This is a genomic window from Leptolyngbya sp. FACHB-261, from assembly GCF_014696065.1.
In the GTDB taxonomy this organism is placed as follows: Bacteria; Cyanobacteriota; Cyanobacteriia; order FACHB-261; family FACHB-261; genus FACHB-261.
In genome coordinates this window covers 357,715-381,475 of record NZ_JACJPL010000015.1, presented here as the reverse complement: position 1 = coordinate 381,475, position 23,761 = coordinate 357,715, and the positions used below count along the sequence as shown (strand labels likewise).

22 protein-coding genes are annotated in these 23,761 nt (G+C 52.0%); 5 read left to right on the top strand and 17 right to left on the bottom strand.

Annotated elements, in window-relative coordinates:
• Positions 1-204 precede the first annotated feature (204 nt).
• Both H6F94_RS07935 and H6F94_RS07930 read left to right on the top strand, forming a co-directional pair.
• Positions 205-966: an ATP-binding cassette domain-containing protein gene (locus tag H6F94_RS07935; RefSeq protein WP_313949244.1), complete on the top strand. Its 762-nt coding sequence runs from the start codon at positions 205-207 to the stop codon at positions 964-966.
• 656 nt (positions 967-1,622) lie between these two features.
• Entirely contained in the window at positions 1,623-1,943 is a 321-nt protein-coding gene (locus tag H6F94_RS07930) for a hypothetical protein (protein WP_190801670.1), read from the top strand.
• Positions 1,944-1,976: 33 nt separating this feature from the next.
• Here H6F94_RS07930 and H6F94_RS07925 read toward each other — a convergent pair whose 3' ends face one another.
• The 13 genes from H6F94_RS07925 to H6F94_RS07865 form a co-directional block, all read right to left on the bottom strand.
• Positions 1,977-2,684, bottom strand: coding sequence for an ABC transporter ATP-binding protein (locus H6F94_RS07925; RefSeq protein WP_190801669.1), 708 nt, complete (start codon positions 2,682-2,684; stop codon positions 1,977-1,979).
• Positions 2,685-2,686: 2 nt separating this feature from the next.
• Positions 2,687-3,463, bottom strand: a complete 777-nt coding sequence (locus H6F94_RS07920; protein ID WP_190801668.1) for an ABC transporter ATP-binding protein — start codon at positions 3,461-3,463, stop codon at positions 2,687-2,689.
• A 2-nt stretch (positions 3,464-3,465) separates the two neighbouring features.
• Positions 3,466-5,037 carry a branched-chain amino acid ABC transporter permease gene (locus H6F94_RS07915; RefSeq protein ID WP_190801667.1) on the bottom strand — a complete coding sequence of 524 codons (1,572 nt, stop codon included), beginning with the start codon at positions 5,035-5,037 and terminating at the stop codon, positions 3,466-3,468.
• A 6-nt stretch (positions 5,038-5,043) separates the two neighbouring features.
• The gene (locus H6F94_RS07910) at positions 5,044-6,120 is read right to left on the bottom strand and encodes a branched-chain amino acid ABC transporter permease (protein ID WP_190801666.1); all 1,077 of its coding nucleotides are present in this window, start codon (positions 6,118-6,120) and stop codon (positions 5,044-5,046) included.
• 93 nt (positions 6,121-6,213) lie between these two features.
• Positions 6,214-7,530 (bottom strand): branched-chain amino acid ABC transporter substrate-binding protein, encoded by a 1,317-nt coding sequence (locus H6F94_RS07905; protein WP_199320263.1) that lies wholly within the window; start codon positions 7,528-7,530, stop codon positions 6,214-6,216.
• A 298-nt stretch (positions 7,531-7,828) separates the two neighbouring features.
• The gene (urtE, locus tag H6F94_RS07900; RefSeq protein ID WP_242041042.1) at positions 7,829-8,578 is read right to left on the bottom strand and encodes an urea ABC transporter ATP-binding subunit UrtE; all 750 of its coding nucleotides are present in this window, start codon (positions 8,576-8,578) and stop codon (positions 7,829-7,831) included.
• Positions 8,579-9,370 (bottom strand): urea ABC transporter ATP-binding protein UrtD, encoded by a 792-nt coding sequence (gene urtD / locus H6F94_RS07895; RefSeq protein ID WP_190801665.1) that lies wholly within the window; start codon positions 9,368-9,370, stop codon positions 8,579-8,581.
• Positions 9,367-10,494 (bottom strand): urea ABC transporter permease subunit UrtC, encoded by a 1,128-nt coding sequence (gene urtC / locus H6F94_RS07890; protein WP_190801664.1) that lies wholly within the window; start codon positions 10,492-10,494, stop codon positions 9,367-9,369. The genes urtD and urtC overlap by 4 nt, the downstream gene beginning before the upstream one ends.
• A gap of 14 nt (positions 10,495-10,508) precedes the next feature.
• The gene (locus H6F94_RS07885; protein ID WP_190801663.1) at positions 10,509-11,666 is read right to left on the bottom strand and encodes an ABC transporter permease subunit; all 1,158 of its coding nucleotides are present in this window, start codon (positions 11,664-11,666) and stop codon (positions 10,509-10,511) included.
• Between the two features lie 106 nt (positions 11,667-11,772).
• Entirely contained in the window at positions 11,773-13,089 is a 1,317-nt protein-coding gene (gene urtA, locus H6F94_RS07880) for an urea ABC transporter substrate-binding protein (protein ID WP_190801662.1), read from the bottom strand.
• 286 nt (positions 13,090-13,375) lie between these two features.
• The gene (aroF, locus tag H6F94_RS07875) at positions 13,376-14,401 is read right to left on the bottom strand and encodes a 3-deoxy-7-phosphoheptulonate synthase (protein WP_190801661.1); all 1,026 of its coding nucleotides are present in this window, start codon (positions 14,399-14,401) and stop codon (positions 13,376-13,378) included.
• A gap of 371 nt (positions 14,402-14,772) precedes the next feature.
• On the bottom strand, positions 14,773-15,390 hold the full coding sequence (locus tag H6F94_RS07870) for a TenA family protein (protein WP_190801660.1): 618 nt from the start codon (positions 15,388-15,390) through the stop codon (positions 14,773-14,775).
• A gap of 165 nt (positions 15,391-15,555) precedes the next feature.
• Entirely contained in the window at positions 15,556-16,938 is a 1,383-nt protein-coding gene (locus tag H6F94_RS07865; RefSeq protein WP_190801659.1) for a 1-acyl-sn-glycerol-3-phosphate acyltransferase, read from the bottom strand.
• 305 nt (positions 16,939-17,243) lie between these two features.
• Between H6F94_RS07865 and H6F94_RS07860 the strand changes: the two genes are divergently transcribed.
• The gene (locus tag H6F94_RS07860; RefSeq protein ID WP_190801658.1) at positions 17,244-17,816 is read left to right on the top strand and encodes a hypothetical protein; all 573 of its coding nucleotides are present in this window, start codon (positions 17,244-17,246) and stop codon (positions 17,814-17,816) included.
• A 143-nt stretch (positions 17,817-17,959) separates the two neighbouring features.
• Here the strand turns inward: H6F94_RS07860 and H6F94_RS07855 are convergent, their stop codons facing one another.
• From H6F94_RS07855 to H6F94_RS07845, 3 genes are all read right to left on the bottom strand, one after another.
• Positions 17,960-18,169 (bottom strand): acetyltransferase, encoded by a 210-nt coding sequence (locus tag H6F94_RS07855; RefSeq protein WP_190801657.1) that lies wholly within the window; start codon positions 18,167-18,169, stop codon positions 17,960-17,962.
• A 110-nt stretch (positions 18,170-18,279) separates the two neighbouring features.
• Positions 18,280-19,983, bottom strand: a complete 1,704-nt coding sequence (locus H6F94_RS07850; protein ID WP_190801656.1) for a CocE/NonD family hydrolase — start codon at positions 19,981-19,983, stop codon at positions 18,280-18,282.
• 162 nt (positions 19,984-20,145) lie between these two features.
• Positions 20,146-20,814 (bottom strand): hypothetical protein, encoded by a 669-nt coding sequence (locus H6F94_RS07845; RefSeq protein WP_190801655.1) that lies wholly within the window; start codon positions 20,812-20,814, stop codon positions 20,146-20,148.
• 411 nt (positions 20,815-21,225) lie between these two features.
• Between H6F94_RS07845 and H6F94_RS07840 the strand changes: the two genes are divergently transcribed.
• Both H6F94_RS07840 and H6F94_RS07835 read left to right on the top strand, forming a co-directional pair.
• Positions 21,226-21,405 carry a hypothetical protein gene (locus H6F94_RS07840; RefSeq protein WP_190801654.1) on the top strand — a complete coding sequence of 60 codons (180 nt, stop codon included), beginning with the start codon at positions 21,226-21,228 and terminating at the stop codon, positions 21,403-21,405.
• A gap of 134 nt (positions 21,406-21,539) precedes the next feature.
• Positions 21,540-22,160, top strand: a complete 621-nt coding sequence (locus tag H6F94_RS07835; protein ID WP_190801653.1) for a hypothetical protein — start codon at positions 21,540-21,542, stop codon at positions 22,158-22,160.
• Positions 22,161-22,183: 23 nt separating this feature from the next.
• On the opposite strand, the gene H6F94_RS07830 is transcribed toward H6F94_RS07835, so the two are convergent.
• The gene (locus tag H6F94_RS07830) at positions 22,184-23,197 is read right to left on the bottom strand and encodes a hypothetical protein (protein ID WP_190801652.1); all 1,014 of its coding nucleotides are present in this window, start codon (positions 23,195-23,197) and stop codon (positions 22,184-22,186) included.
• Between the last annotated feature and the right edge of the window lie 564 nt (positions 23,198-23,761).

The following is a 23,761-nucleotide window of genomic DNA, read 5'->3' as shown; positions in this document are numbered from 1 at the left end:
GTTTTTTTTGGCCAATAAACTCAGTACTGCAACGATATGAAATAAACCTGTAGACTTGTGTAAATGAATGTAAGCAGGATAACTTTGGCTAGAGCGTTCGTCCGGCCCTGTACGCTATCGTGTTATTAACTACACCCCCCAATTTCCATCAGTAATCATATGAAAAATCAGCGTCAGCACCCCGAGCCCTCAGGAGTAGCATCAGTGCAGACGACAGATACGCCTGGATCGAACACCATTATTGAGTGTGAAGACGTCCACAAGTGGTACGGCGATTTTCACGTTCTTAAGGGCATTAGTCTGCGAGTTCAGCGCGGCGAAGTTTTGGTGCTGTGTGGTCCTTCCGGGTCAGGTAAATCCACCTTTATCCGTACGATTAATCGCCTAGAGGAACATCAACGGGGACGCATTCTTGTTGATGGCATTGAACTGACCACAGATTTGCGCAACATTGATGCCATTCGTCGCGAAGTCGGAATGGTGTTTCAACAGTTTAATCTGTTCCCTCACCTGACCGTTTTACAGAATGTCACCCTCGGTCCAACCTGGGTGAAAAAGGTGAAGCGCAGCGAGGCGGACGAGCGGGGAATGGAGTTGCTACGCCGGGTGGGTATTGCTGAGCAGGCCAAGAAGTTTCCCGGCCAGCTTTCAGGGGGTCAGCAGCAACGGGTTGCTATCGCTCGCGCTTTGGCCATGAACCCAACCGTGATGTTATTTGATGAACCGACCTCTGCACTGGACCCCGAAATGATCAAAGAGGTTCTGGATGTGATGCAGGAATTGGCCGAAACGGGCATGACGATGGTCTGTGTGACTCACGAAATGGGGTTTGCCCGCAGCGTTGCCGACAAAGTTGTATTTTTCGACCGGGGCACAATTGTGGAACAAAATACGCCCGAAGATTTCTTTAATAATCCCCAAGAGGAACGGACTAAGCTATTCCTATCGCAAATCCTGAGCCATTAGTGCTAGTGGTTTAGTGGTAAACCTGGTTAGACTATATAATTTGCTTAAACTTAACAGGAACAGTTGGAGACCATCCATTGTTCCTGTTAATTTTTTTGGGTATTGCATCAATAGCTAGTAATTATTTCTTATAGCTTCTTATGATCTTGTCTCTACTGTGATAGATAGCTTGGTTTTTGTATGAGCTTATAATCAAACTTAAATTTAGGATTAAGTGATAAAAAGACAAGCCTTAGCCCCTACCAGCATTTGCCTCCCTTCTGCCTCAATCACTGGTACAATTTGCCGAGTTTTGACTAGGACAGTTGGCCAGTAGCCTCATTCAGTCTGTTCTAGTTAGTGTTCTAGTCAAAAATGTTGAAATCGTACCTTCTCCCTCTGAAATGCTTAGGGCACAATGAATCGCTATAGAGCCCTTCTCAATCTAATGCATCTATTTCGCTCATGGATACCATTCACGCTATGCTTTGCTTCCCTAAGCAAGGAGCAATAAAGTGTAGACATCCGACTTAACCCCTGGCTTACCAGTTGGCTCCCCGGCCAACTCCCCAACTCCCCGACTAGCTCGCTGCCTGGCTGACCCATTGGCTTGCTACTTGACTGGTTTGCTATCTGGCTGATTAAACCGTCCAACTAAATTACAACGGGAAAGAGCGATGCGTTTAACCATAACGAACGGCTTTGCTCAAGCTTTGAGTTCCTATCTGTATAAGGTAAAGGCTATCACTCCTCAGCTTGAGGGCAAGACAGAAAACAAAGCACTATCTGGAGCGCCTTGCTTATTTAGCCTAGTGGGTCCTGAAGTTCTGCGCTTGCCGCAAGCTTGTCGCGAGGTTGAAGTCCTATCGGGTATAGCCTGGGTTACCAGTGCCGGTCAAGATCTGATCTTGGCGCAAGGTGAGAAGGCTTTGGTGAGCAAGGACAGCGACACGATTATCTCGGCGCTTGGAAGTGAGCCTCTGCTGCTGGCTGCTTAGCGATAAGTCGATTGATTGCCCGATCGCTAAGTCTTAACTCTCACCCAAATAAGCCTTGCGAACCATCTCATTCGTTTGCAGGTCTCGGGCAGTACCGGTTAGTACAACCTGACCCGTTTGCAAAACATAAGCGCGGTTAGCCACAGTTAAGGCCATACGAGCATTCTGCTCAACCAGCAAGATCGTCGTTCCCTGCTCATTAATGTCTTTAACGATCGAGAAAATTTGAGCAACCAGTAAGGGTGCCAAGCCCATACTGGGCTCGTCTAGCATCAGCAGGCGAGGCCGCGACATCATCGCCCGGCCAATGGCCAGCATCTGCTGTTCGCCACCAGACAAGGTGCCGCCTTTTTGATTAATCCGCTCTTTGAGCCGAGGAAACAGGGTTAAGATGCGCTCCAGATCGCTTCTGACGCCGACGCCGTCGCGACGGGAGAACGCGCCCATCTCCAGGTTTTCCAGCACGGTCATCCGTGGGAAAATCAGGCGACCTTCTGGGCTTTGAGAAATGCCAAGGCGAACAATATCCTTGGTGGGCATTGCCTCTAAGGGCCGTCCCTCAAACAAAATACTGCCCTCGCGCGGTCGCAATAAGCCCTGAACCGTGCGCAAAAAAGTCGTTTTTCCGGCGCCATTACTGCCAATCAGCGTCACGACCTCTCCCTGCTCAACCTTCAGCGAAGCCCCTTTGAGCGCGTGGATATTGCCGTAATAGGTGTGGATGTCCCTGACCTCTAGCATGGTTATGCTGTCTCTTCCTCTTTGCCCAAATAGGCTTCGATCACGCGTGGATCGGCTCGGACTGCTGTGGGAGAACCCTCGGCAATTTTGGAGCCGTACTCCATGACACTGACGCGATCAGAAATGCCCATCACAACTTTCATATCGTGCTCAATGAGCAGAACCGTAAGTTGGAGTTCGTCCCGGATGCGATGGATGAAGCGAGTCAGCCCCGCTGTTTCATTCGGGTTCATGCCTGCGGTTGGCTCATCCAGCAACAAGAGTTTTGGTTCTGAGGCCAAGGCTCGGGCAATTTCTAGAAGTCGCTGTTCGCCATAGGCCAGATTCTTGGCCCGTTCTTGCGCTTTGTTGCTGCCTAAGCCCACGAAGTCTAGGAGATGTAACGCTTTGCGCTCAGCATTCTTTTCTTCACTAGCTACTGAAGGCGGCCGAAACACAGTGCCCAGCAACCCCGTTTTGAGACGGCTGTGGCGGCCCACCAATACATTTTCCAGTACGCTCATGTTGCTGAACAGCCGAATGTTCTGAAAGGTTCGGGCAATGCCCAGAGTTGTGAGTCGGTGCGGAGGCGACCCGGTAATCTCCCTGCCATCGAAGACCAGGTGGCCGGAAGTCGGCGTGTAGATGCCGGTAATCATGTTGAAAAACGTGGTTTTGCCGGCGCCATTGGGGCCAATGAGGCTAGCAATCATACCGGGCTCAATTGCAAAATCTACCTGGTTAACCGCAACCAGACCACCAAAGCGCATAGTGAGTTTTTGAGCTTCTAACAGAGCCATTTCTAACTCCTGGCTTCCACCGCAGGGTCTTCTACCACTGGAACCGAGTCGGGTTCCGGCGAATGCAATTCGGCCTGGCGCATGGCATCGGGCACTAGCCCTTCGGGACGCACAATCATCATAACCACCAGCGTTAAACCGAATAGAAGCAGACGCATCTGAATGGGGTCAACGCTGGTTGCCAAAAAGTCTTTCAGCGCTGGGTTAGCAACATTAGGCAGTACCGACGTGCTGAGAACGCCTTTGAGTACCAAGGCTAACTGCGGCAAGTAAAGACGGTCAGCACCCATGATGATAATGCCGCCCAGAATGACACCAGTCATGTTGCCCAATCCCCCCAAAATCACCATGCATAGAATGATCACTGAGACGGAAAAGTCAAAGACACTGGGGAAAATAGCGCTGATGTAGGCTGCGTAAAAAGAACCAGCAAAGCCGGAAAAAGTTGCTCCCATCGCAAAAGCGAGAAGCTTAGTTTTCACCAAATTAATGCCCATAGCGCTGGCCGCTAATTCATCTTCTCGAATTGCTGTCCAGGCCCGGCCTAAACGGCTATTGCGTAGACGGCCGATCATGAAAACAGCAAACACTACCAGCAGCAAAATCAAGTAGTACCAGGGCAGATAATTGCTGGATTGGAACGTGCCCACGATTGGTAGATAGGGCCGTCCAATCGGATTAATACCGGCTTCGCCTCCTGTCAAATTGAACGGTTTATCGCAGCCAACTAGACAAATAGCCATTTCTGGACGGCCCAGAATGCTGCCCAGAATTTTAGAGATCGGTTCGTAGATTTGGATATCAGTCAAATTGCGAAACAGAACCGGCACAATTTCGCCGAACCCCAGGGTCACAATTGCTAAGTAGTCGCCTCGCAAGCGCAGCGTCGGTGCGCCTAAAATGACCCCTGCCAAGGCAGCAACGGCAGCGGCAATCCAGATCACAATCCAGAAATTCCACTGCAAATTAATTTGCGGCGAGGACAAAAAGCCAGTGGTATAAGCGCCAATTGCAAAGAAGGCCGCATAGCCCAAGTCCAGCAGTCCTGCGTAGCCCACGACAATGTTTAAGCCCAGAGCCAGCATCACGAAAATCTGAATCTGAATCACCGTGGCAATCCAGTTGGTTCGGGCAATCTGGTCGATCCAGGGAAAGATCAGCAAGATCAGGGCCAGTAGAATCCAAGTTGCAATTTGCCGGTACTGCTTTAACCCCTGTACTGCCCCCGTGACTGTTGCTGCCACCGTTGTAATCACTGGTGCGAGAAGGGCATATTGCAGGAGTTGCGGCAGCGCCAATGCCGGTTGCCCTGCCGCCGGACGCAACACTAGCCCCTGCAGCACGAGAGCCAGCAAAATCCAACCGCCCAGAACCAGCCCTGCCTCTAGCCCTAACCTGGCTCCGACTTTGGGCGAAGGAATGCTTTGCCGCTGACAAGCCATAAGACCTGCCCCTGCGCCCAAGAGCCAGCCAATGACTGAGCTACTCCAACCCCCAAACACCAGCACCGTTAGAGCCGCGATCAACCCTAAGGCGATACTCAACCGGAGGACCTTCAGCGCCCGCTCTGCCATCGCTGCCTACACCTTTTCCTGAACGTTTTCACCGAGTAGGCCACCGGGTCGAAAGGCCAAAATGATCACCAAAACAGCAAACACCCAGGCGTTAGTCCAACGACTGGAGAGATACTGATCGCTGAGGGCCGACAGAACGCCAATCAAAACCCCGCCCAGCATGGCCCCAATAATGTTACCGATGCCGCCCAATACCGCTGCGGTAAACGCTCGCAGGCCAGCGGTGAATCCCATTGTAAAGACAACGGTGTTGTTATAGAGCGCCACTAGCAGCCCAGCAGAACCCGCTAGGATGCCACCCAGCACAAAGGTCAGGGCAATAATTTGATCGACATTGATGCCCATGATCCGAGCTGCCATTGGATTCTGCGCCGTCGCTCGCATGGCCTTACCAGGGCGCGTGTACTGCACAAACAAGTGCAATCCCACCATCAAGACCGCAGCAACGACTAGCACCACGAGATCCTTGACCGTAAAGGCCACACTGGTCTGAATCCCTAGGGCTTGCAGCAGGTCCGTGCGGGGCAGTAAGTCTGGAAAAGTTTTGGGAGCCGCAGCATTATTGCCCATGCCTGGAATGAACGACTTTAAGCCTCCCCAAAACAGACCCAGGTTTTGAAAAATGAACGAAACCCCAATGGCGGAAATCAAGGGAGCCAAACGCGAAGAATTGCGCAGGGGACGATAAGCGTAGCGCTCAGTCAGCAGGTTCAAACCTCCACAGAAGAGGCCTGCAATCACCAAAGCCAACAACATTGGCACGATGGCTGTTGCCAAAGAGGCCCCATCCTCAAGCCCAAACAAATTAATCACCGTGAGGGAAGCAAAGGCTCCCAACATGTAGAGGTCGCCGTGGGCGAAATTGATCAGCTCGATAATGCCGTAGACCAGGGTATAGCCCAAGGCAATGATGGCGATAATCGCCCCGTTGATCAGACCCACTAGTAACTGCTGAATTAAAACCTCAGGGCTTTGAGCAATGGCACCAACAATTCGGGGGAGATCAAAGCCCGCAATCGGTCCTAACAAGAGGACGACATAGGCTACCGCAAGATACAGAAGAATTCTCTGCCAACGCTTCATCTTTCATCGAACCGGAGGGAACACACGCTTTAACAGGTGAGGGGGGAATTCCCACGGAATCCACCCCTCTGATGACATCAGCCCGTCTTCAACTTATTGGGCTTTAATGACACTGACAAACTGGAATTTGCCATCCTTAACCACGTTGCCAGACATAGTGCCGAGGCTAGTGTCACCATTCGCGTCAAAGCTCCAAGTGCCCAGTAGGCCCTTAAAGTCTTTGGTGCCCATGACCGCATCGCGAATTGCTGCGCGATCATTCTTACAGACTTGGTTGATCCCGTTCACGACTACTTTAGCGGCTTCGTAACCGTAAGAAGCGTAAGCTTCTGGTTCAGCGTTGTATTTTGTCTTGTAGTTTTCGTACCAAGTCTTACCGGCACCGGTTAGTTCCTTGCCTGGAACTCCACCAAAGGTTGCATAGTAGCCCTCAGCATCTTTGCCAGCAGCATCAATCAGTGCTTGCTCAAAGGTGCCATCCGGCCCCATGATTTTGACCTTATCGTTAGTCATGCCAACGTTGCGAGCGTCTTTGATCAGTTGCCCAGCGTTGTTTTGAGTAATGCCGCCAAAGTAGATCAAGTCAGGATTGAGCGCTTTGATCTTAGTCATTAGCGCTTTGTAATCGGCAGCTTTGGCATCGATACCTTCATGTCCCAACACCTCTAGACCAATCTTCTTAGCCGTCTGGTCAAAAATGTCAGCAATGCCTTTGCCGTAAAGCTCCTGATCATCCAGGATGTAAACCCTCTTAGCGCCTAAAGATTTAGCCCAGTTGGCGGCAGCGACCCCTTGAAGGTCATCGGCAGGCACAACGCGAGCGAAGTTGCGTGTGTTCTTGGGATAATAGATATTGGGCTCATTCGGCTCACCTTTGCCCGGTTTTGTGAGACCTGGATAGGTGTTAGCAGGGCTAACCATTACCACGTCAGCCTGGTTCAAAATGGGAATCGCCAGCTTAGCAGCCCCGGAATTATAGGTGCCAATGTAAGCAACGATATTAGGATCGGCAGCGGCTTGGTTAGCGTTGGCTGTTTCTTGGGCTGGATCCCATTTACCTGCAGCAGCCGTTGCGTCGTCTAAAGGTTCGTATTCGAGCTTGATCTTGCCATCACAAGCAGCTGAATTGGTTTCGTCTAACGCTTGTTTAATGCCATTAATGATCGTTTGAGTTTGGCCTAAAGAACTGCCTGTCATTGGCAAACTAGAAACGATCTTAAGGGTGCTGCTGTCTGTGCTACCCGAGGCAGTAGTACCTGCAGCCGGACTTGCACCGGCATTGGGGCTAGACCCAGAACTGGCACAGCTCGCGCATAGCGACGCTACCCACAATGCCAAAGCCAATCGGCTTAGACCTACCCGTGGCATTCCTGTCACGAAGGTACGAGAATTCTGTAATTTCTTAAGCATGTTAGTTAACTCTCTAATGTTCCATTCTGCCGTTCACTTCGTTACACTCGACAACATCCTTAACATTGCAGTAGCTGCCAGAGTGTAACAACGTATACTACTACTTCCTGACCTTAATCAACAACTGAGCAACAGGTCACAAGCTACTTAAAAGCACCAATGGATTTAAGAAAGAGTTAATGATTTTGATCTAGTGTTTATGCATAGTTTATGCTGGCTTGCCTTTGCTTGTCTGTGTTATGGGCTTTGAGTGCAACCCTCGGGTGATTGCTTGGGTTTATCCCGTTGGAGTTACACTTTAAACCGCCAGAAAACGTTGGATAACGTCATTGGAGAGTTCATCGGTCGTTCCTGATGCGACGATGGCTCCCTTTTGCATGGCGTAATAGATGTCGGCCTGACGCGCAAAATGCAAATGCTGCTCAACAAGCAAAACCGAGATATTGTGGGTTTTGATAATCTGACGCACAGCAGACTCAATTTCCAGAATGATCGAGGGTTGAATGCCTTCGGTCGGCTCGTCGAGCACCAATAGGCGTGGCGACGACATTAGTGCCCGAGCAATGGCAAGTTGCTGCTGCTGCCCACCGCTCAGATCGCCACCCATTCGACCCAACATGGTCCGCAAGACTGGAAAGAGTTCAAAGATCTCATCGGGGACTGTTCTCGTGCTGCTCCCTCGACCGCTCCGGGCTTCCAGACCCAGTAATAAATTCTCAAACACTGTCAGCCGAGGAATAACTTCGCGTCCCTGCGGGACATAACCAATCCCCTGCTTAGCCCGTTGATCAGGCCTGAGGCGGGTGATGTTTTGACCACCCAAACGGATCACCCCCTGCCGTGGATTCAGCAAGCCCATCACAGTTTTGAGCAGGGTGGTTTTGCCAACACCATTGCGCCCGATCAGGCAAACCATTTTGCCTTGAGGCACCACCAACTCGACATTGCGAAGAATGTGACTCTGGCCGTAATAAACGTCGAGGTTACTAACCTCTAGCATCGATACAGTGGTTGTATCGGCTGGGTCTAAGCGCTGGGTTTGGGTCATTTAGCCTGCCACCTCATTGACCAATTCGTTCTGGCGCTCGGCTTGATGTTCAGTTTCGGGTTGGCCCAGATAAACTGCAATCACTTGAGGGTCATTTTGCACATCATCAATGGTGCCTTCGCAAAGCCGGGATCCCTCATGCAACACAGTAACGGTGCGTGCGATCTGACGCACGAATACCATGTCATGCTCAATGACCAACACAGAATGTTGGCCTGCCAACGACATCAGTAGCTCGCCAGTTTTTTCGGTTTCCTCATCGGTTAGCCCCGCAACTGGCTCATCTACCAGAAGCAAATCGGGATCCTGGGCGATCACCATGCCAATCTCTAGCCATTGCTTCTCGCCATGAGATAGCAAACCGGCTTGGATATCCGCTTTTTGGGTTAAGCCAATCGTGGCGAGCAGGTCGGCGATTTTGTGGCGTTCTGTAACTGAAGGTCGTTCAAGCAGGGTTGAAAATACGTTTTTGTGGCGGTTGTACGACAACTCCAAATTCTCGCGGGGCGTTAAATTCAGGTACACACGAGGCGTTTGGAATTTGCGACCTACGCCGTGAACAGCAATTTGATGTTCAGAAAATGAGCGTAACGAACGGCCTTTAAATAAAACGCGTCCTTCAGTCGGTTTGACTTTGCCTGTAATCACATCTAAGAACGTGGTTTTGCCCGCACCATTAGGGCCAATGACCACCCGCAACTCGCCCGTCTCCATGCTGAAATTTAGATGGTTCAGCGCCTTGAAGCCGTCAAAACTAACTGTCAAATTCTCGATTTCTAGAATTCTTGTCATGTCGTGCTCCTGGGCAGGGGTTGTTTCCATCGAGACCGCAAAGCTTGTAGCTGCCCCACACCTTGATGCCGCAACCAGCCCACCAAACCATTGGGCAGAACCATGACTACCAGCAAAAATAGTCCGCCTTGAAAGAACAGCCACACATCGGGAAATTGCTCGCTCAGCAGGCTCTTGGCATAGTTCACTAGCACTGCTCCTAGCACCGCTCCAACTAGACTGGCGCGCCCGCCCACCGCCACCCAAATCACCATTTCAATCGAAAAGGCAATGTCCATTGCCTTCGGGGAAATGATGCCGGACTGAACGGTATACAGGGCTCCTGCAACTCCTGCTAGGGCTGCTGAGACAGCAAAGACTAAGACCTTAAAACCAGTGGGATCGTAGCCCGAAAACCGCACTCGGCTCTCATCATCTCGAATCGCAATTAACAAACGGCCAAAGCGGCCACTCGTCAACCAGCGACAGAGCCCGTAAGCAGCGATTAAAAGCAGCACTGTTGCAGTGTAAAAGATAAACTGAGACCGTGCATCGCTCACTGCTGCGCCAAACAGGGTCTTGAAATCGGTCAAGCCGTTGGTGCCATTGATCAGCTTTTGCTGACCATTGAAGAAATTGAAGAAAATAATCGTCGTTGCTTGGGTCAAAATCGAGAAATAGACGCCCCGGATGCGATTGCGAAACACTAGATAGCCCAGCACTGCTGCTAGCAATGCGGGTACCAGAAACACTGCTAAGGACGTGAAGCTAAAGGAGTAAAACGGTCGCCAAAACCAGGGCAGTTCGGTCACACCATAGAGCGTCATGAACTCCGGCAATTGCACGCTGGCATCAAGGGGAATTTGCAACTTTAAGTGCATAGCCAGGGCGTAACCACCCAAGGCAAAAAACACGCCATGCCCCAAGCTGAGCATGCCGGTATAACCCCAAATCAGGTCGATGCCCAACGCTACAATTGCCAGGGCCAAAAATCGCCCCAACAAGTTCATCCGAAAGCCCGACAGCAGAGCTGGTGCGATAAAAATCAGTGCCAGCGCGATCAACGCGACTACCCCTACTTCCAGCAACAAGGCCCGTCGTTTAGCAACATCAACCCCTGGCCTTCCAATCGCCGCATCAGCCATAGCAGCCGCATCCTCTAAGCATCAACGGTTCGTCCTTTCTGTGGGAAGATGCCCGCAGGTCGGTATTGCAAGAAAGTGACAATCAGAATAAACACCATCACCTTCGCCATACTGGTTGTGGCGAAGAAGGTGAAAAAGTCAGCCAAGGGTTGAATGGGTGCCAGCAATAAGGCCAGCGTGCCGGAGCCAATGAGATAACTAGCAACGCCAATTGCCATGGCCCCCACTACACTGCCCACCAACTTGCCAACTCCACCGACCACGACCACCATGAACGTATCCACGATGTAGTTCTGGCCCGTATTTGGACCCACCGAACCTAAGAGACTAACGGCACAACCAGCAACGCCAGCTAGCCCAGATCCAAGAGCAAAGGTGAGCGCATCTACCTTCTGCGTTGGGATGCCCAGGCAAGCGCTCATACTGCGATTTTGGGTGACTGCTCGAATCCGTAAGCCCCAAGGCGAACGCAGTAGAAATAGGTAAACTCCGGCAACGCAAAGTGCCGTCAAGACAATAATGAACAGACGAGCATAAGGCAGTTGAAAAGCACCAATCGGCAGGCCACCTCGTAGCCAACTCGGTGCTGTTACGTCCACATTTTGAGCTCCAAACCAGGGTCTCGTCACCGCTAGCTTGTAAGTCTGCGATAGAAAGACGCCTGTCAAGCTAACAATAGCTAGCGAGAGTGGCAGCAGTATGGCAATCGCCCAGTTACGGATCTGATCGAAATTAGAGCGAGTGCGCAGAAGCTGCAAGCCACCGAAAAAAAGTAAACAGAAGAGCGCGATGCTGATGGTTAAAACCCAATTCACACTACGCACAAACTGCTGCAAAATTAGGCTCACGCCCCAAGTTGCCAATAAGGTTTCTAGCGGTCGTCCGTAGAGGTAACGCACTACCCCTTTTTCCAGCACTAGGCCGACTAGCGCCGTGACTATAAAAGCTAGAGGCAGGGCAAAGAGGATATAGAGCTCGAACCAAGGTCCTCCCAGCAACTTGAAGCCGTTCTGCACCACAAACGTAGTGTAGGCTCCCAACATCATTAACTCGCCGTGGGCCATATTGATCACGCCCATCAGCCCAAATACAATTGCCAGCCCCAGCGCTGCCAATAGCAAAACAGAGCCAATGCTGACTCCGTTGAACAGACCATCTAGAAGCTGTAGCAATTTACCCTTCCTCTTGCCCTTTCTCTTTTGCCCTTTCTTTGGGCATTGGTATGTAAAGGCAATTCGCGCAAGTTTTAGCCGACGCGAATTGCCCTCATGTCACGGCTTAGATCTTGTATTTGCCACCCTTAGTTGCGTCTGACCAATCGCAAGCAAAACCCTTAGTTTCAGTTACAAACTGGTTCCAGGGAATGGGCTTGACCGCTTCCTTGGTTTCGTAAACGATTTCGAACAAACCATCGTCTCTGACTTCACCCAATCGCACAAACTTAGCCAGGTGATGGTTGCTCTCCATTGTCACTCTGCCCTCGGGCGCATCAAAGGTTTGACCAATGGCTGAGGCGCGTACCTTTTCGAGATCATCAGCACTACCGGCTTTCTCAACTGATTGCTTCCACAGGTAGACCATGATGTAAGCAGCTTCCATCGGGTCGTTGACCACACGGTCGGAGCCGTACTTGGCCTTGAATGCTTCCACAAACTTGGTACTGGAAGGTGAGTCCACCGTTTGGAAGTAGTTCCAGGCAGCGTAGTGGCCCTTAAGGTACTCAACGCCAATGGCCTTCACTTCTTCTTCGGCAATACTGACCGACATGGTGGGATACTTATCCGGTCCCAGGCCAGCACCCTGCAATTGCTTGAAGAAGGCAACATTGCTGTCTCCATTCAAGCTATTAAAGATCACGCCGCCATTGGGCAGAGCTTGCTTGATTTTGGTGATGATCGGCGTTACTTCCGTGTTGCCTAAGGGTAAGTAATCCTCACCCACCGTCTTACCACCTAGCGCTTCTAATTGCGCTTTGATGATTGTGTTGGCGGTGCGGGGAAAAACGTAGTCAGAACCAACTAGGAAGAAGTCTTTGCCCTTATTCTTCAGCAGCCAATCAACTGCAGGCTCGATTTGCTGGTTGGGAGCAGCGCCGGTATAGAAAATGTTCTTGGAACACTCTTGGCCCTCGTATTGCACGGGATACCACAGCATGTGGTTTTTCTCTTCGAAGACTGGCAGCACAGCCTTGCGGCTGGCTGAAGTCCAGCAACCAAACACCGTGGCCACCTTGTCTTGATCGATCAACTTCTTGGCCTTTTCGGCAAAAGTTGGCCAGTCAGAGTTGCCGTCTTCAACAACGGCTTCAATTTGCTTACCTAAAACGCCACCAGCGGCATTGATCTCGGCGATTGCAAGTTGTTCGGCATCGACCACACTTTTTTCACTGATTGCCATCGTGCCGCTTAGTGAGTGCAAGATGCCAACCTTAATGGTTTCGCCGCCTGCAGCCGTAGCTGCGGCTTCAGTAGCCGCAGGAGTTGCGGTACCCGTCGTACTGCCCGTGGTTCCTGAGCAAGCCTTGAGGAAAGCACTGCTGCCAAGAGCAATAGTGCCGTATTTAATAAACTTGCGCCGACCAAACTGTCGAGTCATTGAGTGCTCCACTGAGTGATGTTGACTCTGTGCGGTCCCATCTTGAGCGCTCTTCACAGGGACGCGAGCAGCATTGGCGCTACTCGATTACACGCTGGTCATTAAATCACCCGTGTCTGGGGCCAATCGTATCTGATGTTACATTTTTGCTTCAGCTAGCTGCTGGAGTGAGTCAATCTGGGTAGATTGTCATCCTTCTTTAAGGTGAGAAAAACAAAAGCCAGAGCCCTAGACAAAGCTGAGGTTCTGGCTTGCAATCGTAAGTTAAGAAGAAATTAAAAGCAGTTTACGCTACTACTGCCATCTTACGTACGACCTGGCTAATTGCTTTAACATCCTTCACCAGCTCCGCTAGCATCGCTGGGCTAATCGCCTGCTGGGCATCGCTGATGGAGGCATCTGGGATGGGATGAGCTTCTACGATGATGCCATCTGCGCCACAGGCCACCGCAGCACGCGCCATCGGCAACACCAGTTCGCGTCTGCCGGTGCCGTGGCTGGGATCAACGACGACTGGCAAGTGGGTCAGTCCCTTCAGTGCGACGACGGTATTGAGGTCGAGCGTGTTGCGCGTGTGGGTTTCAAAGGTGCGAATGCCACGCTCACACAGAATCACCTGCCAGTTGCCTTGAGACAGGATGTACTCTGCTGCCAACAGAAATTCATTCATCGTGGCCGACAGGCCCCGCTTCAGCATCACAGGCTTGCGGGTGCGGCCTACTTCCAGCAGCAGATCGTAGTTCTGCATATTGCGAGCGCCAATTTGCAGGACATCAGCGCGTTCGCAGGCATACTCAACCTGAGCAGGCGACATCACCTCGGTGACAACCGGCAAGCCCGTAGCAACTCTGGCTGACGCCAGATAATCCAGCCCTACTTCCCCCAAACCCCGGAATCCGTAAGGGGAAGTGCGCGGTTTGTAGGCACCGCCCCGCAGAGCAACGGCACCAGCCTGCTTGACAGCTTGAGCTGCTTCCAGAATCGCTTGCTCTCCTTCAACGGAGCAGGGACCAGCGATCACCGCTACTTCAGGTCCACCCAGGACCACGCCGTTGCCAATATCGACCAGGCTGTCCTGAGGTTGGAAGTCGCGGCTAGCGAGCTTGTAGGGCTTCAGTACGGGAATCACTTGCCCTACTCCCTCAAGAGCGCGAAAGACATTGGCATCTAGGCGGCGGTCATCGCCGATAATGCCCACAATTGTTGTCTCGACGCCTTGAGAGCGGTGCGGTTCGAAGCCGAGATTTTGCACGTAGGCGCAAATCTCGGCAATCTGTTGTTCGCTAGCATCAGCTTCCATCACGATAATCATAGCGAGGTCTCCGTTTAAGTGAGTGAGAGTGAGTGAGTAACGGTTGAAGAATGAACTTTTAGAGAACTGGACTAGAGCAATGAACTGGAACCACAAAAAAACCCGCCTCCCAAATTTCTAGGGGAGGCGGGTTCAGTGTTAACGAAGTTCTGGTATTTTCGTCAGCCTGACCTGTGGCGCACCCCTGTGGCGCTCCTAAAGGTAAAGCTGTACCAGAACTGAGAATTCTTCATAGCCCTCAGCCTAACAAGGCTACAGACGGTTGGCAAGCAGAGACCCTGGATTTCCAGTTAATGTAACGTTTGGCCAACCAACGTTACATTTGGCAAGAATTGAATCTCAAGAATCCCGAGTTCAAGAACTGGGAGATCTTAGGAGTTGTACTCAAAGAAGCCCAACTCTAGTTGCATGGCGCGCCGGTAGATGTAGCGCAGCACCGGACCATCATTGGTATAACGGTCGAGCAAATCCTCCAGTCGCTGCGCCAGAGCCTCAAAGCTGGGATCGGAGTAAGTGTGGATCCATTCTGCATAGATATGCTGCGCGTCTGGTTTGGCCTCGGCTAACTGCTGCCCCAAGAAGGCATATAGCCGCATGCAGGGCGTCATCGCCGCGCAGATCTCACCAATGGTCCGCGTTCCAGCAATCGCCAGCAAAAAGTCGGTGTAGGCGAGAGTCGCCTCGCTGGGGGTAATGTCGGTGAGTTCTACACCCCAACGGTCCGCATAGCTAGCGTGGAGGCGAAGCTCATTGGTGACGCCAATCAGCAGTTCTGCGAATGCATATAGCCCTTCGCGGTCTGGGCTATGAGCTAGAGCTAGGGCATAGCCTCGGGCAAAGGCTTCTAAGAAATAAGCATCTTGACCAATATAATTTTCAAAGCTAGGCCGTGGCAGTGTGCCATCACCTAAGCCCTGTACAAAGCGATGCTCCAGGATGGCCCGAGCCAAATCGGCGTTCTCCTGCCACAGAATCTTAGCAACGCTCATACAGTTGGTAGCTCCTAATTCAATGACTCTGAATTCAATGACTCTGAAGTCTGCGCTGATTGGTTGGGGCTAATTGGTTGGGCTGATTTGTAACTAATACCAGTTCAGGCTGCCTTCATCCGGAAGTGCGCTAGCAGTCCTGCCGTCCTTACTGCGAGAAGTCTGCTAGCTGAGGGGCACGATCAATGACTCTAGGCTGGTTTGTAGATCGCGGGTTAGGTCAGCTACTACCTGCTTGGCAGCCCGACGACCCTGCATCGATCGGGCACGTTCACTCACCGACAAGGGGGTTCCCACCGTTAGCAGTACCCGTTGTCGTCCCAAGCGCGGTCGTGGCCGGGGATTGCCCTTGATTTTGGCCAGCGTATCCCAAAGGAGCAGCGCGGTCTCAGCGACCCGTTCTGCGGTTGGGCGCTCCTGTACATAGTTGCCGGTAACCGCGACAAAACTCTCCACCAGGCGCATGTGCCACATGCGCAAGCTAGCCTCCTCCGCTACCCGATCTGCCAGCCCTCGAACCAAGGGCGGCAAACGTTCGGGCTGTTTGAAGTCCTCCCGAAAAATTCGATCCCAACCTGCCTGCTCTAGACGGCGGCAACGATCAATCACAGTCCCCTTCACAGGCAGATCGAAGTATTGCTCTGCCACCCGCAGAGCAGTATTCATCAGGGTTTGCAAGCGTTGGCTAAAGGCTGCATCGCTGGTAGGGGCCGAAGCTGAGGACTCCTCGGGCAATGGCTGGTCGTAAAAGCGGTGGTAAAACTCTTCCATCGTGCGCAGCAAGTGCTCGCCCAAGCGCAGCAACCTGACTCGGCGGGTCTGGTCTTCCTGGCTAGGCGGCGACGGCACCACAGACAGACCACAATCCGCTTCCATCTGGCTCAGCAGTCGGTCGATTGCGGCCCAAGGTGGGTTGACGTAGCTGTACTGAACGCCCAGCGGCACCAACATGACTTCGGCCTGCTGCCCTGCCGCTGCTAGATCTTCGACACACCACAAGCCCAATTGGGCAATGCCTGGTTCCAAGGGGCTTACGACTTCGCCATGTCCATTGGTTCCGCCTTCTGGAGCGGCGGCTAGGGGAAAGCGCCCATGCATAAACAAGTCGCGGGCTGAGCGCAAGCCTGTGCGATCGACCTTGCCCCGTTGGATTGGGGTAGCGCCCAGGCGAGGATAGAGCCAGGTGACGAACTGCCCCGCCCACAAGGGAATGCCTCGGTCATAGATGAAATGGGCGTGGGTGGGAGGCTGCAAGGGGATGCCAAACCGTCGGGCTGCTTGAGGCACCGCCAGGTTAAGTAGATATAACAAGCTGAAGGGATCATCGGCGCTGGGATGCCGAAAGGCCAACAAAAAACGAACCTTGCCAGTTTGGAACTCCTGGTACAGTTTCGCTAGAGTTTCCAGGTTTCGTGTTTCGATTTGTGCAACCTGAGTTCGTAGCTGTAGCCAGCCGGGTAGGGCCAAGCAAGTCAGACGCAAAACCCAGGGGTTGAAGGCAGGTGGCAGAAATGATAGAGGTGGTTGGGCCTGGAGCCAGTGGCTCATCGCTCGTCCTTAAAGCTATCCAAGCTTTGTTACTAGGTGTGTTGCTAATTGTGTTGCTAATGAAGAGGCTGCCCCGAATTACTCAACTCTCACCTTAGCCCTGCCCAACCTCAAGCTTTAATGCAAACTTTTAAGCTGCCGACGTGAACTCAACTTGAATTTGCGTATTTAGAACGTTGAACGTTTATGAGAATATTTATGAGCAGTTGCGATGGCGCAGCAGGTGACCCCTAGACTGGATTTAGACCGAGAAGATATTGGGCATCGCCCAGTGTATATGGTCTTTTACCTCGGCTAGGGCTGCTATGGCTATGACCCAAACTCTGTCTTGCGATGAAAATACTCTCTCTGCTGTTTTGAAGGGCTACGCCGCTATGGGGCTGGCGGAATGCCATTTCGAGGGAGATTGTGGCCCGTCCTGCGAGGTGTTAGGCAATGCGCTGGCGCAGTTGGGTTTAGCGCCTGCAGTTTGCAGGGGTGTTCTCTATTTAGATCCGGAACGCTACCCTGATTTGCCTCGGGTACAAAATGCAGAAGCGAAGGAATATCAGGGTTGGGCTTTCATACCCACGCGTGAATTCCCGCACTCGCCGGGTCCTTACTATTGGTTGAGTTTGGGCGACCGCATCTTGGATGCTAATCTACCGACCAACGGCCATATTCGCTTGAAGACAACTCCCTTTGACACCGCCGAGAATTTGCGGGCTCAATTGGGATTAGTTTATGTTTCTAGTGCTGAGGGAGCCTGTGTAGACTGCTATAACTTGAGCTTTGATGCGCACGAGATAGATCGTTATACCGGGCTACGCAAAGCTGAAGTAGCGCAACATATTTTGGCCCAGGCCAAAGCTTGGGATCTAGATCGGCCTTATTTGTAACGCTTTTATAGGGTCTTGTATGGCTCTTTCTATAGCCCTGAGGGTTTTAGCCTTTAGGGCTAAGTGACAAGAGCCGCAAACGGTGAGCCCCTCTCTTTCAGAGTTGGGATGATTCGAAGCAGGAAAGAGAGGGAAATGGAGGTTTAGGCGTTTTTGTAGTGCGGATCAACCCAACAACGGGGCAGACTTTCGCCACTAGGAAACACGAGTTCTGACTTCTCGAAGCTGGCTGAATCTTGTTCTTCCTGACCGGATTGGGATTTAGCGCGAACTTGGGATTGTGCGGGGTTGACTAGTTCTGTCACTCCCACCACTTCCACGAGTTCTGACGATTCTTTGTGCTGCAAAAACATGGCATCTCTGTTAAGGTCTCCAGTTTGATTCAACCGAAAACTGCGATTTTTGCCATCTCCCCTTCGCAGGAGGAGGCTTTTCGCGGCTTAGCTCCAACCCACTCAGTCACTTAGCTAACCAGCATCGGCAGGTGTAGGCAGGAGGGAAACTCGGGGCTGTGATGAATCTGCTGGGTAGCCATCTGAAAGTCTTTGACTCGTGCCTCGTGGGGCCAGACTTTGGTGTTGGCGTTGCGGTCGATTAGCGGGAAGGCAGCTGAGGCAATCGTGATTTGCATATGATGCCCTGGGGCGAAGCTGTGGCAGGTCGGGCGCAACTTGATGCGGTAGCGCTGTACCTGGTCGGCAGGCACCCATTCCGGTACTGACCAAGAGTGACGGTAACGCGCCCGCAATACGCCACAAGTGATCAGCAAGCTACTGCCGTTCTCGTCCACGTCCATGAGCTTGACGACCCAGTCGGTGTCGGGGACGCTGGTGGCTGCATACAGTTCAAACACCGGTGTGCCTGCGATCGGTAAAGTGTAATCCAGGCGAGCGCTGCAATAGCTAACTAGGTCGGTGCGTTGGTGAACGCTGCGCTGGTCGTAGGGGCCGTAAGCAGTGCTCGGGTTAGGGATGCGCGGGTCATAAATATAGAAGTCAGGCGGCTGGTCTGTGGGCGGTTCGGTCGAGAGCACGCCGTCGCCATCTGGGCCGTGCGCCATGCCGTTGCTGTGGAGATAGATACGGGTTGAGGTGATTTCAGGCGGCCACTGGCTGAGATCCAGCCAGCGGTTCTCGCCCATCAAGAAGGACTGAACCGGCGACTCTTCTAGAATGCCGTTGGCTTCGCCTTTGAGCCAGTAATCGAACCAGCGCACTTGAGTTCGGTCGATCTGGGCGACGGCTGCTGAGCCGTAATCGACTTCGCCCACTCGCCGCAGCCAGGGCAGATGTCGCCAGGGCCCCACGATCAATTTCTGGGGCTGAGTAGTAGCTTGCTGCGCCTGAGTATAGGTGTTGAGGGTGGCTTCGATGAATAAGTCAGCCCAGCCAGCAATGTGGAGGGCGGGCAGGTTGTAGTGCTCGAAGCGCGAGAGGGGATTAAGTTGCTGCCAGTAGGCGGCATCGGCTTGCGGGTTGTTAACCCAGTCGAAATAGTGTTGCCCTAGTTCACTACTCCCTAGTTCGCTGCTTTTGAGGAGCGGGAACTGGTTAAGCGGGGTGCTGTCGAGCCAACTGCCAATCTGGGCTTGAGCTTTTTGCCAATCGGTTGCTTGGGGTTCGATGCCCTGGAACCAGGCTTTGTTCTGGGCTAGTTGCAAGCCCCAGGGCAGCGCAAAGTCCAGGGCTAAGGCCCCGCCGAAGTAGTACCAGCCATGGTAAAAGTCGGCGGTGGCCATTGCGGGGCAAATCGTGATCAAGCCTGGGGGTTGCTCGACGGCAGCCTGAAACTGGGTGACGCCCTGGTAGGAGAAGCCATACATGCCCACACGCCCATTGGAACCGGGCAGGTCTTGAGCGCACCACTTCACGCTGTCGTAGCCGTCGTCATATTCGGCAGCAAATGGGTAAAAGTCGCCGCCGGATCGGTCGGTGCCGCGCACAGATTGGATTACGACCGTGTAGCCCTGGCGGGCGTACCAGGCGGGGTGGGCGTAGGTGACGGTGGAAGCAATGGCGCGACCATAGGGCAGGCGCATGAGCAGCACTGGCAAGGGGTCGGACACCTGCGGTCGGTAGATGTCGGCCTGCAAGTTGACGCCATCGCGCATGGGGATGGCCACGTCGCGCTCAACCGTTAGTCCAGGCTCACCAAATTGAATGGGCATAGATAGGGGCAGAAGTTAGCGAGACCCTTCCCTGGGCTCCTCCCCGTTGTGGCGAGGGGAGCAGATCTCCCGTTTGCCTACTAGGGGCAGGGGTTGGGGGGTGGGGTTTTGATTTGCTAAGAGTATCAAACCTGGAAAGATTGGGGTGTAGTGCCAAGGCCATCAGACTTTGGGCTTGGCTGCTGCGGCAGGACGGCGGCTAGGATTTTTGAACAGGTCGCGCTGGTCGGGCCGGTTGCGATAAACGGCGCGGCCAATGGTGTTGAGGTAGGTCAGTCGCTCATAGACGGCGCTAATCGCCTGACGCCGGTTTTCAGTGGCGATCTTGCGCTGGCGTTTGGCTTGCTCTTGCTGGCAGTTGAGTTGGTCGAGGCGTTCGCGCAGGGCGAGTCCTTGGGCAGCGTAGTCGTGGGGTTGGCCCAGGGTTTTGAGGAGTTCGGCGTAGCTGCTGGCAATGGCAACTAGGTTGGGCAAGATTTGCAGCAGCTTGGCTTCGCTGCGCAGGCTGGCGCGGAAGTCGCTAGTGGGAAAGGGATTGTGGGGCGTATTGCCAAAGGCAAATTTGCAGCGGTCGCGTAGAAGGCTGCTCCAATCTATGGCTTGTTTAAGGGCGCTGTCTTTGTGAATCGTGAGCGCTTTTTGTTGCGACAGCAACCGATCGTCAATGGGCAGGCGCTCGTAAGCTTGAATCAAGGCTTCGAACTGGTCGAACCACTGTTCGGTCATGCCCAGAGTCGCCAAGTCGCTGAGCAGGTCGCGGGCAATATCTAGTTTGGCTTTGGCCTGCTGTAAAACGATTTCTTCAGGCAAATTGAAACTAAGTTGGCGCATGGGGTGGGACTCTTGGAGAAAAGGATGGGACTAGGGGTGCGAATCAGTAAAGCCTTTGTTGTCTCAATGGCACCCTTCGTCCCACCCAAACGCAAGTTAACTCCCACCCCAAACAGCAGGCGTCCCAGCAATCGCGGAAATTGTCCCAAGTGCTAACAGTCTTTATCCCAGAAGTTACGGAGATGGTCCCACCCTCGGCAGGCTTAGCCCCAGCTTAAGAGAATGAATTTAGTGCCTAACAGAAATTTTTGAAGCTGACAGAAACCCGCTTAGACATCTTGTAAGAGACTACTAGAGACTACCGTAAAGGCTCTAAGGCTCGCAGTGAGAGGGCTCAATCTTACCCACCCCCTTTCAAGACGAGTTTAGATAGAGCCAGACTTGAGAAAGCTTTGCCTCTGAAATTTGCAGATGTCTAACCGGCAACCAGCGGCGTTCATGAGTTACGCCCGCTTCAACGACCAACACGATGATGAAGCGCTAACTACCTTCCGCAAACGATTAGAAGCAGAGGTGCAGGTGCAAACGGGCGAAAAATTTCCTATCTTTCAGGACAAGTCGGATATCCGAGGGGGGCTCAGGGATTATTGAGGACAATGACTTGCGCAATGATCAGAGAGGAGCTAGGGATATTGATGCTGATAGTAGGCAGAAAGTTAAACGTGCTCGCAATTTCGAATGAGTAGAAAATTTGCTGCTAACTTTAAAGTAAAATCTGGAAAAAAATGTCAAAAGCTGCCATTATCCAAACCGGTCAATCCTATACATTTGCAGATTACTTCAAACTAAACTACGAGCCAGAAGACATCCTGGGATATTTCGGTTATACATTTCAGCCGCAAGCTCTAGAACTGTCTAAAACTGATCAACCATTAGAACGCCTACAAGACCTAAAGCAGCGCCTAGAAGAAAGCCTGCCTTATCTAAGCTTAACCAGTGAGACTGCCCGACGCGAATTTCTAATCGCACCTGTCTTGATGGAGCTAATCCATTACACTCATGCTCGGCTGAGAGTTGAATACCCTCTGACAGTCAATGACCAACTCAAAGGAACCTTAGATTACTACCTGCAATCAGAACACCAACTGCTGGTGATTGAGGCCAAAAACGCAGACCTGCAACGCGGCTTTACCCAACTAGCTGTCGAACTGATCGCAATTGATCTCTGGTCCCCCTCCGAAACTCCGCTTCTGTATGGCGCAGTTTCAATGGGCAACATTTGGCAGTTCGGCATCTTGCATCGCGAAACCAAACAAATTGTGCAGGATATCAACCTGTACCGAGTCCCGGCAGATCTAGAGGATTTGCTGCGAATCCTAGTGACAATGCTCCAAGATCGTGGCTAATGCACAAACCTAAGCCGCCAATTCTAAAAACTGCTGTTTCGCCCATAAGAACTGATAAACACCAGCTCCTGAAACACCTCAGGAGAAAACATATCCTTCATATCCCTCAAGTAAGGCATAAATGGCCCAACCAACTCTCGGGGAATCAGCCGCTGCATACTGATCTCAATTTCTCGGATCATCAGGCGAACCATTTCCCAACTCACTTTAAGCCGTGGGTAAAGCAACACACATAGAGGAAATAGCTCTCTTTGCACCGAGCGAATATTGTCTTCCAGCAGACATAGACAGAGATAAGCCTGGAACATCTCAATATCTCGAATTGTCGATTGCCGAACCGCTGGCGAGATCAATTCACCACTGTAACTGTGGTAGCCCGGAACCTGAAGACACGCTTGCTCAAACACCAGATTAGCAATCTCACTACTGCGGGGTAATAGTGCCTGAACCGCCTGCAAAGCCAGCGAATCCTCCTCATGCTCCGCCGCCGCTTCATAACAAGCCCGCAACGGAATATATAAGTGATCGATCATCACCTGCAAGTAAGGTTCAAAACAAGCCTGCTCCGACAGAGTCAGCTTCTCCAGCAACCCCAGGCTCGCATAGTGAACGTGCATGCCAACAAAGCCCAACACGCGGCCATCCTGCTGCGTATAGCGCTGTCTCACCCGACCAAACTCCCAACTACCCTGAACAGAGAGCCGGTCCGGACCATGTCCCTCCCTAAAGACATCCAGCACCATCTCAAACAGCTTGCGGTTATCGACCAGAATCTGCAACGGGTCCAGATAGCGTGGGTCAAGGCGCTGCTGTTGGATAACCTCATCTAGAAATTGGTGAGTTAGCGAGAGAGCCTGGGTTAGCACCAGTGACAGGCTATCTTTAACCTTCTGAGCCGTGCGCAAATGAAGCAGATCTTGGCTTGAGCCAATTCGTACCCGTTGGTCTACTTCTGTAAAGGTAGGTTCACCTAGAAAACGAATGTATCGCTTTGCCCAAAGCATTGCGATGGAAGTTTCACTAGGCTTCTCAGGCATAAGTCCAGGCGTCTTATTCAAGCTTCACTACCACTTAGGAAACTATGACAGGTTGTTATCCAAGGAAGAGCCATCCTTAGGTAAAGATTTTAAAAAAGTTTCTTGTAATACAGCCACAGCATAAAGATATAACTCCAATTGGGCCGAACTGTTCCTCAAAGCCTCCATGACCTACATCCCCATACACAAGCACTTCTCCCTAAAACGGAGCATCCCTTTATGCTTCTCACAGGTCCACAGTCCGTTTTCCGGATTAAGTTTCATGTACAGTATCAGCTACGCACTTCCAATAGGTTGGAACAGATCTTTCCCAGACCCTAGAGAATCAAGCCTGCTGCCAAAGTTGTTCTGAGCCGGAAACATTATTGTTAAAAACTAACAAATCAAATCGTTGAAAAGCTCTAGAGAAATTCTGTAACGAGATAGATAAACTCATTCAAATAGCTACTAAAAAAGCTTCTGCTTACACCGCTTTGATTCAAAATTAATTATGCACTACTTATACACTCAGTACTTGAACTGTAGATTGGACTAGAATATCGTCAAGTTCCAGCAAGATTTCGA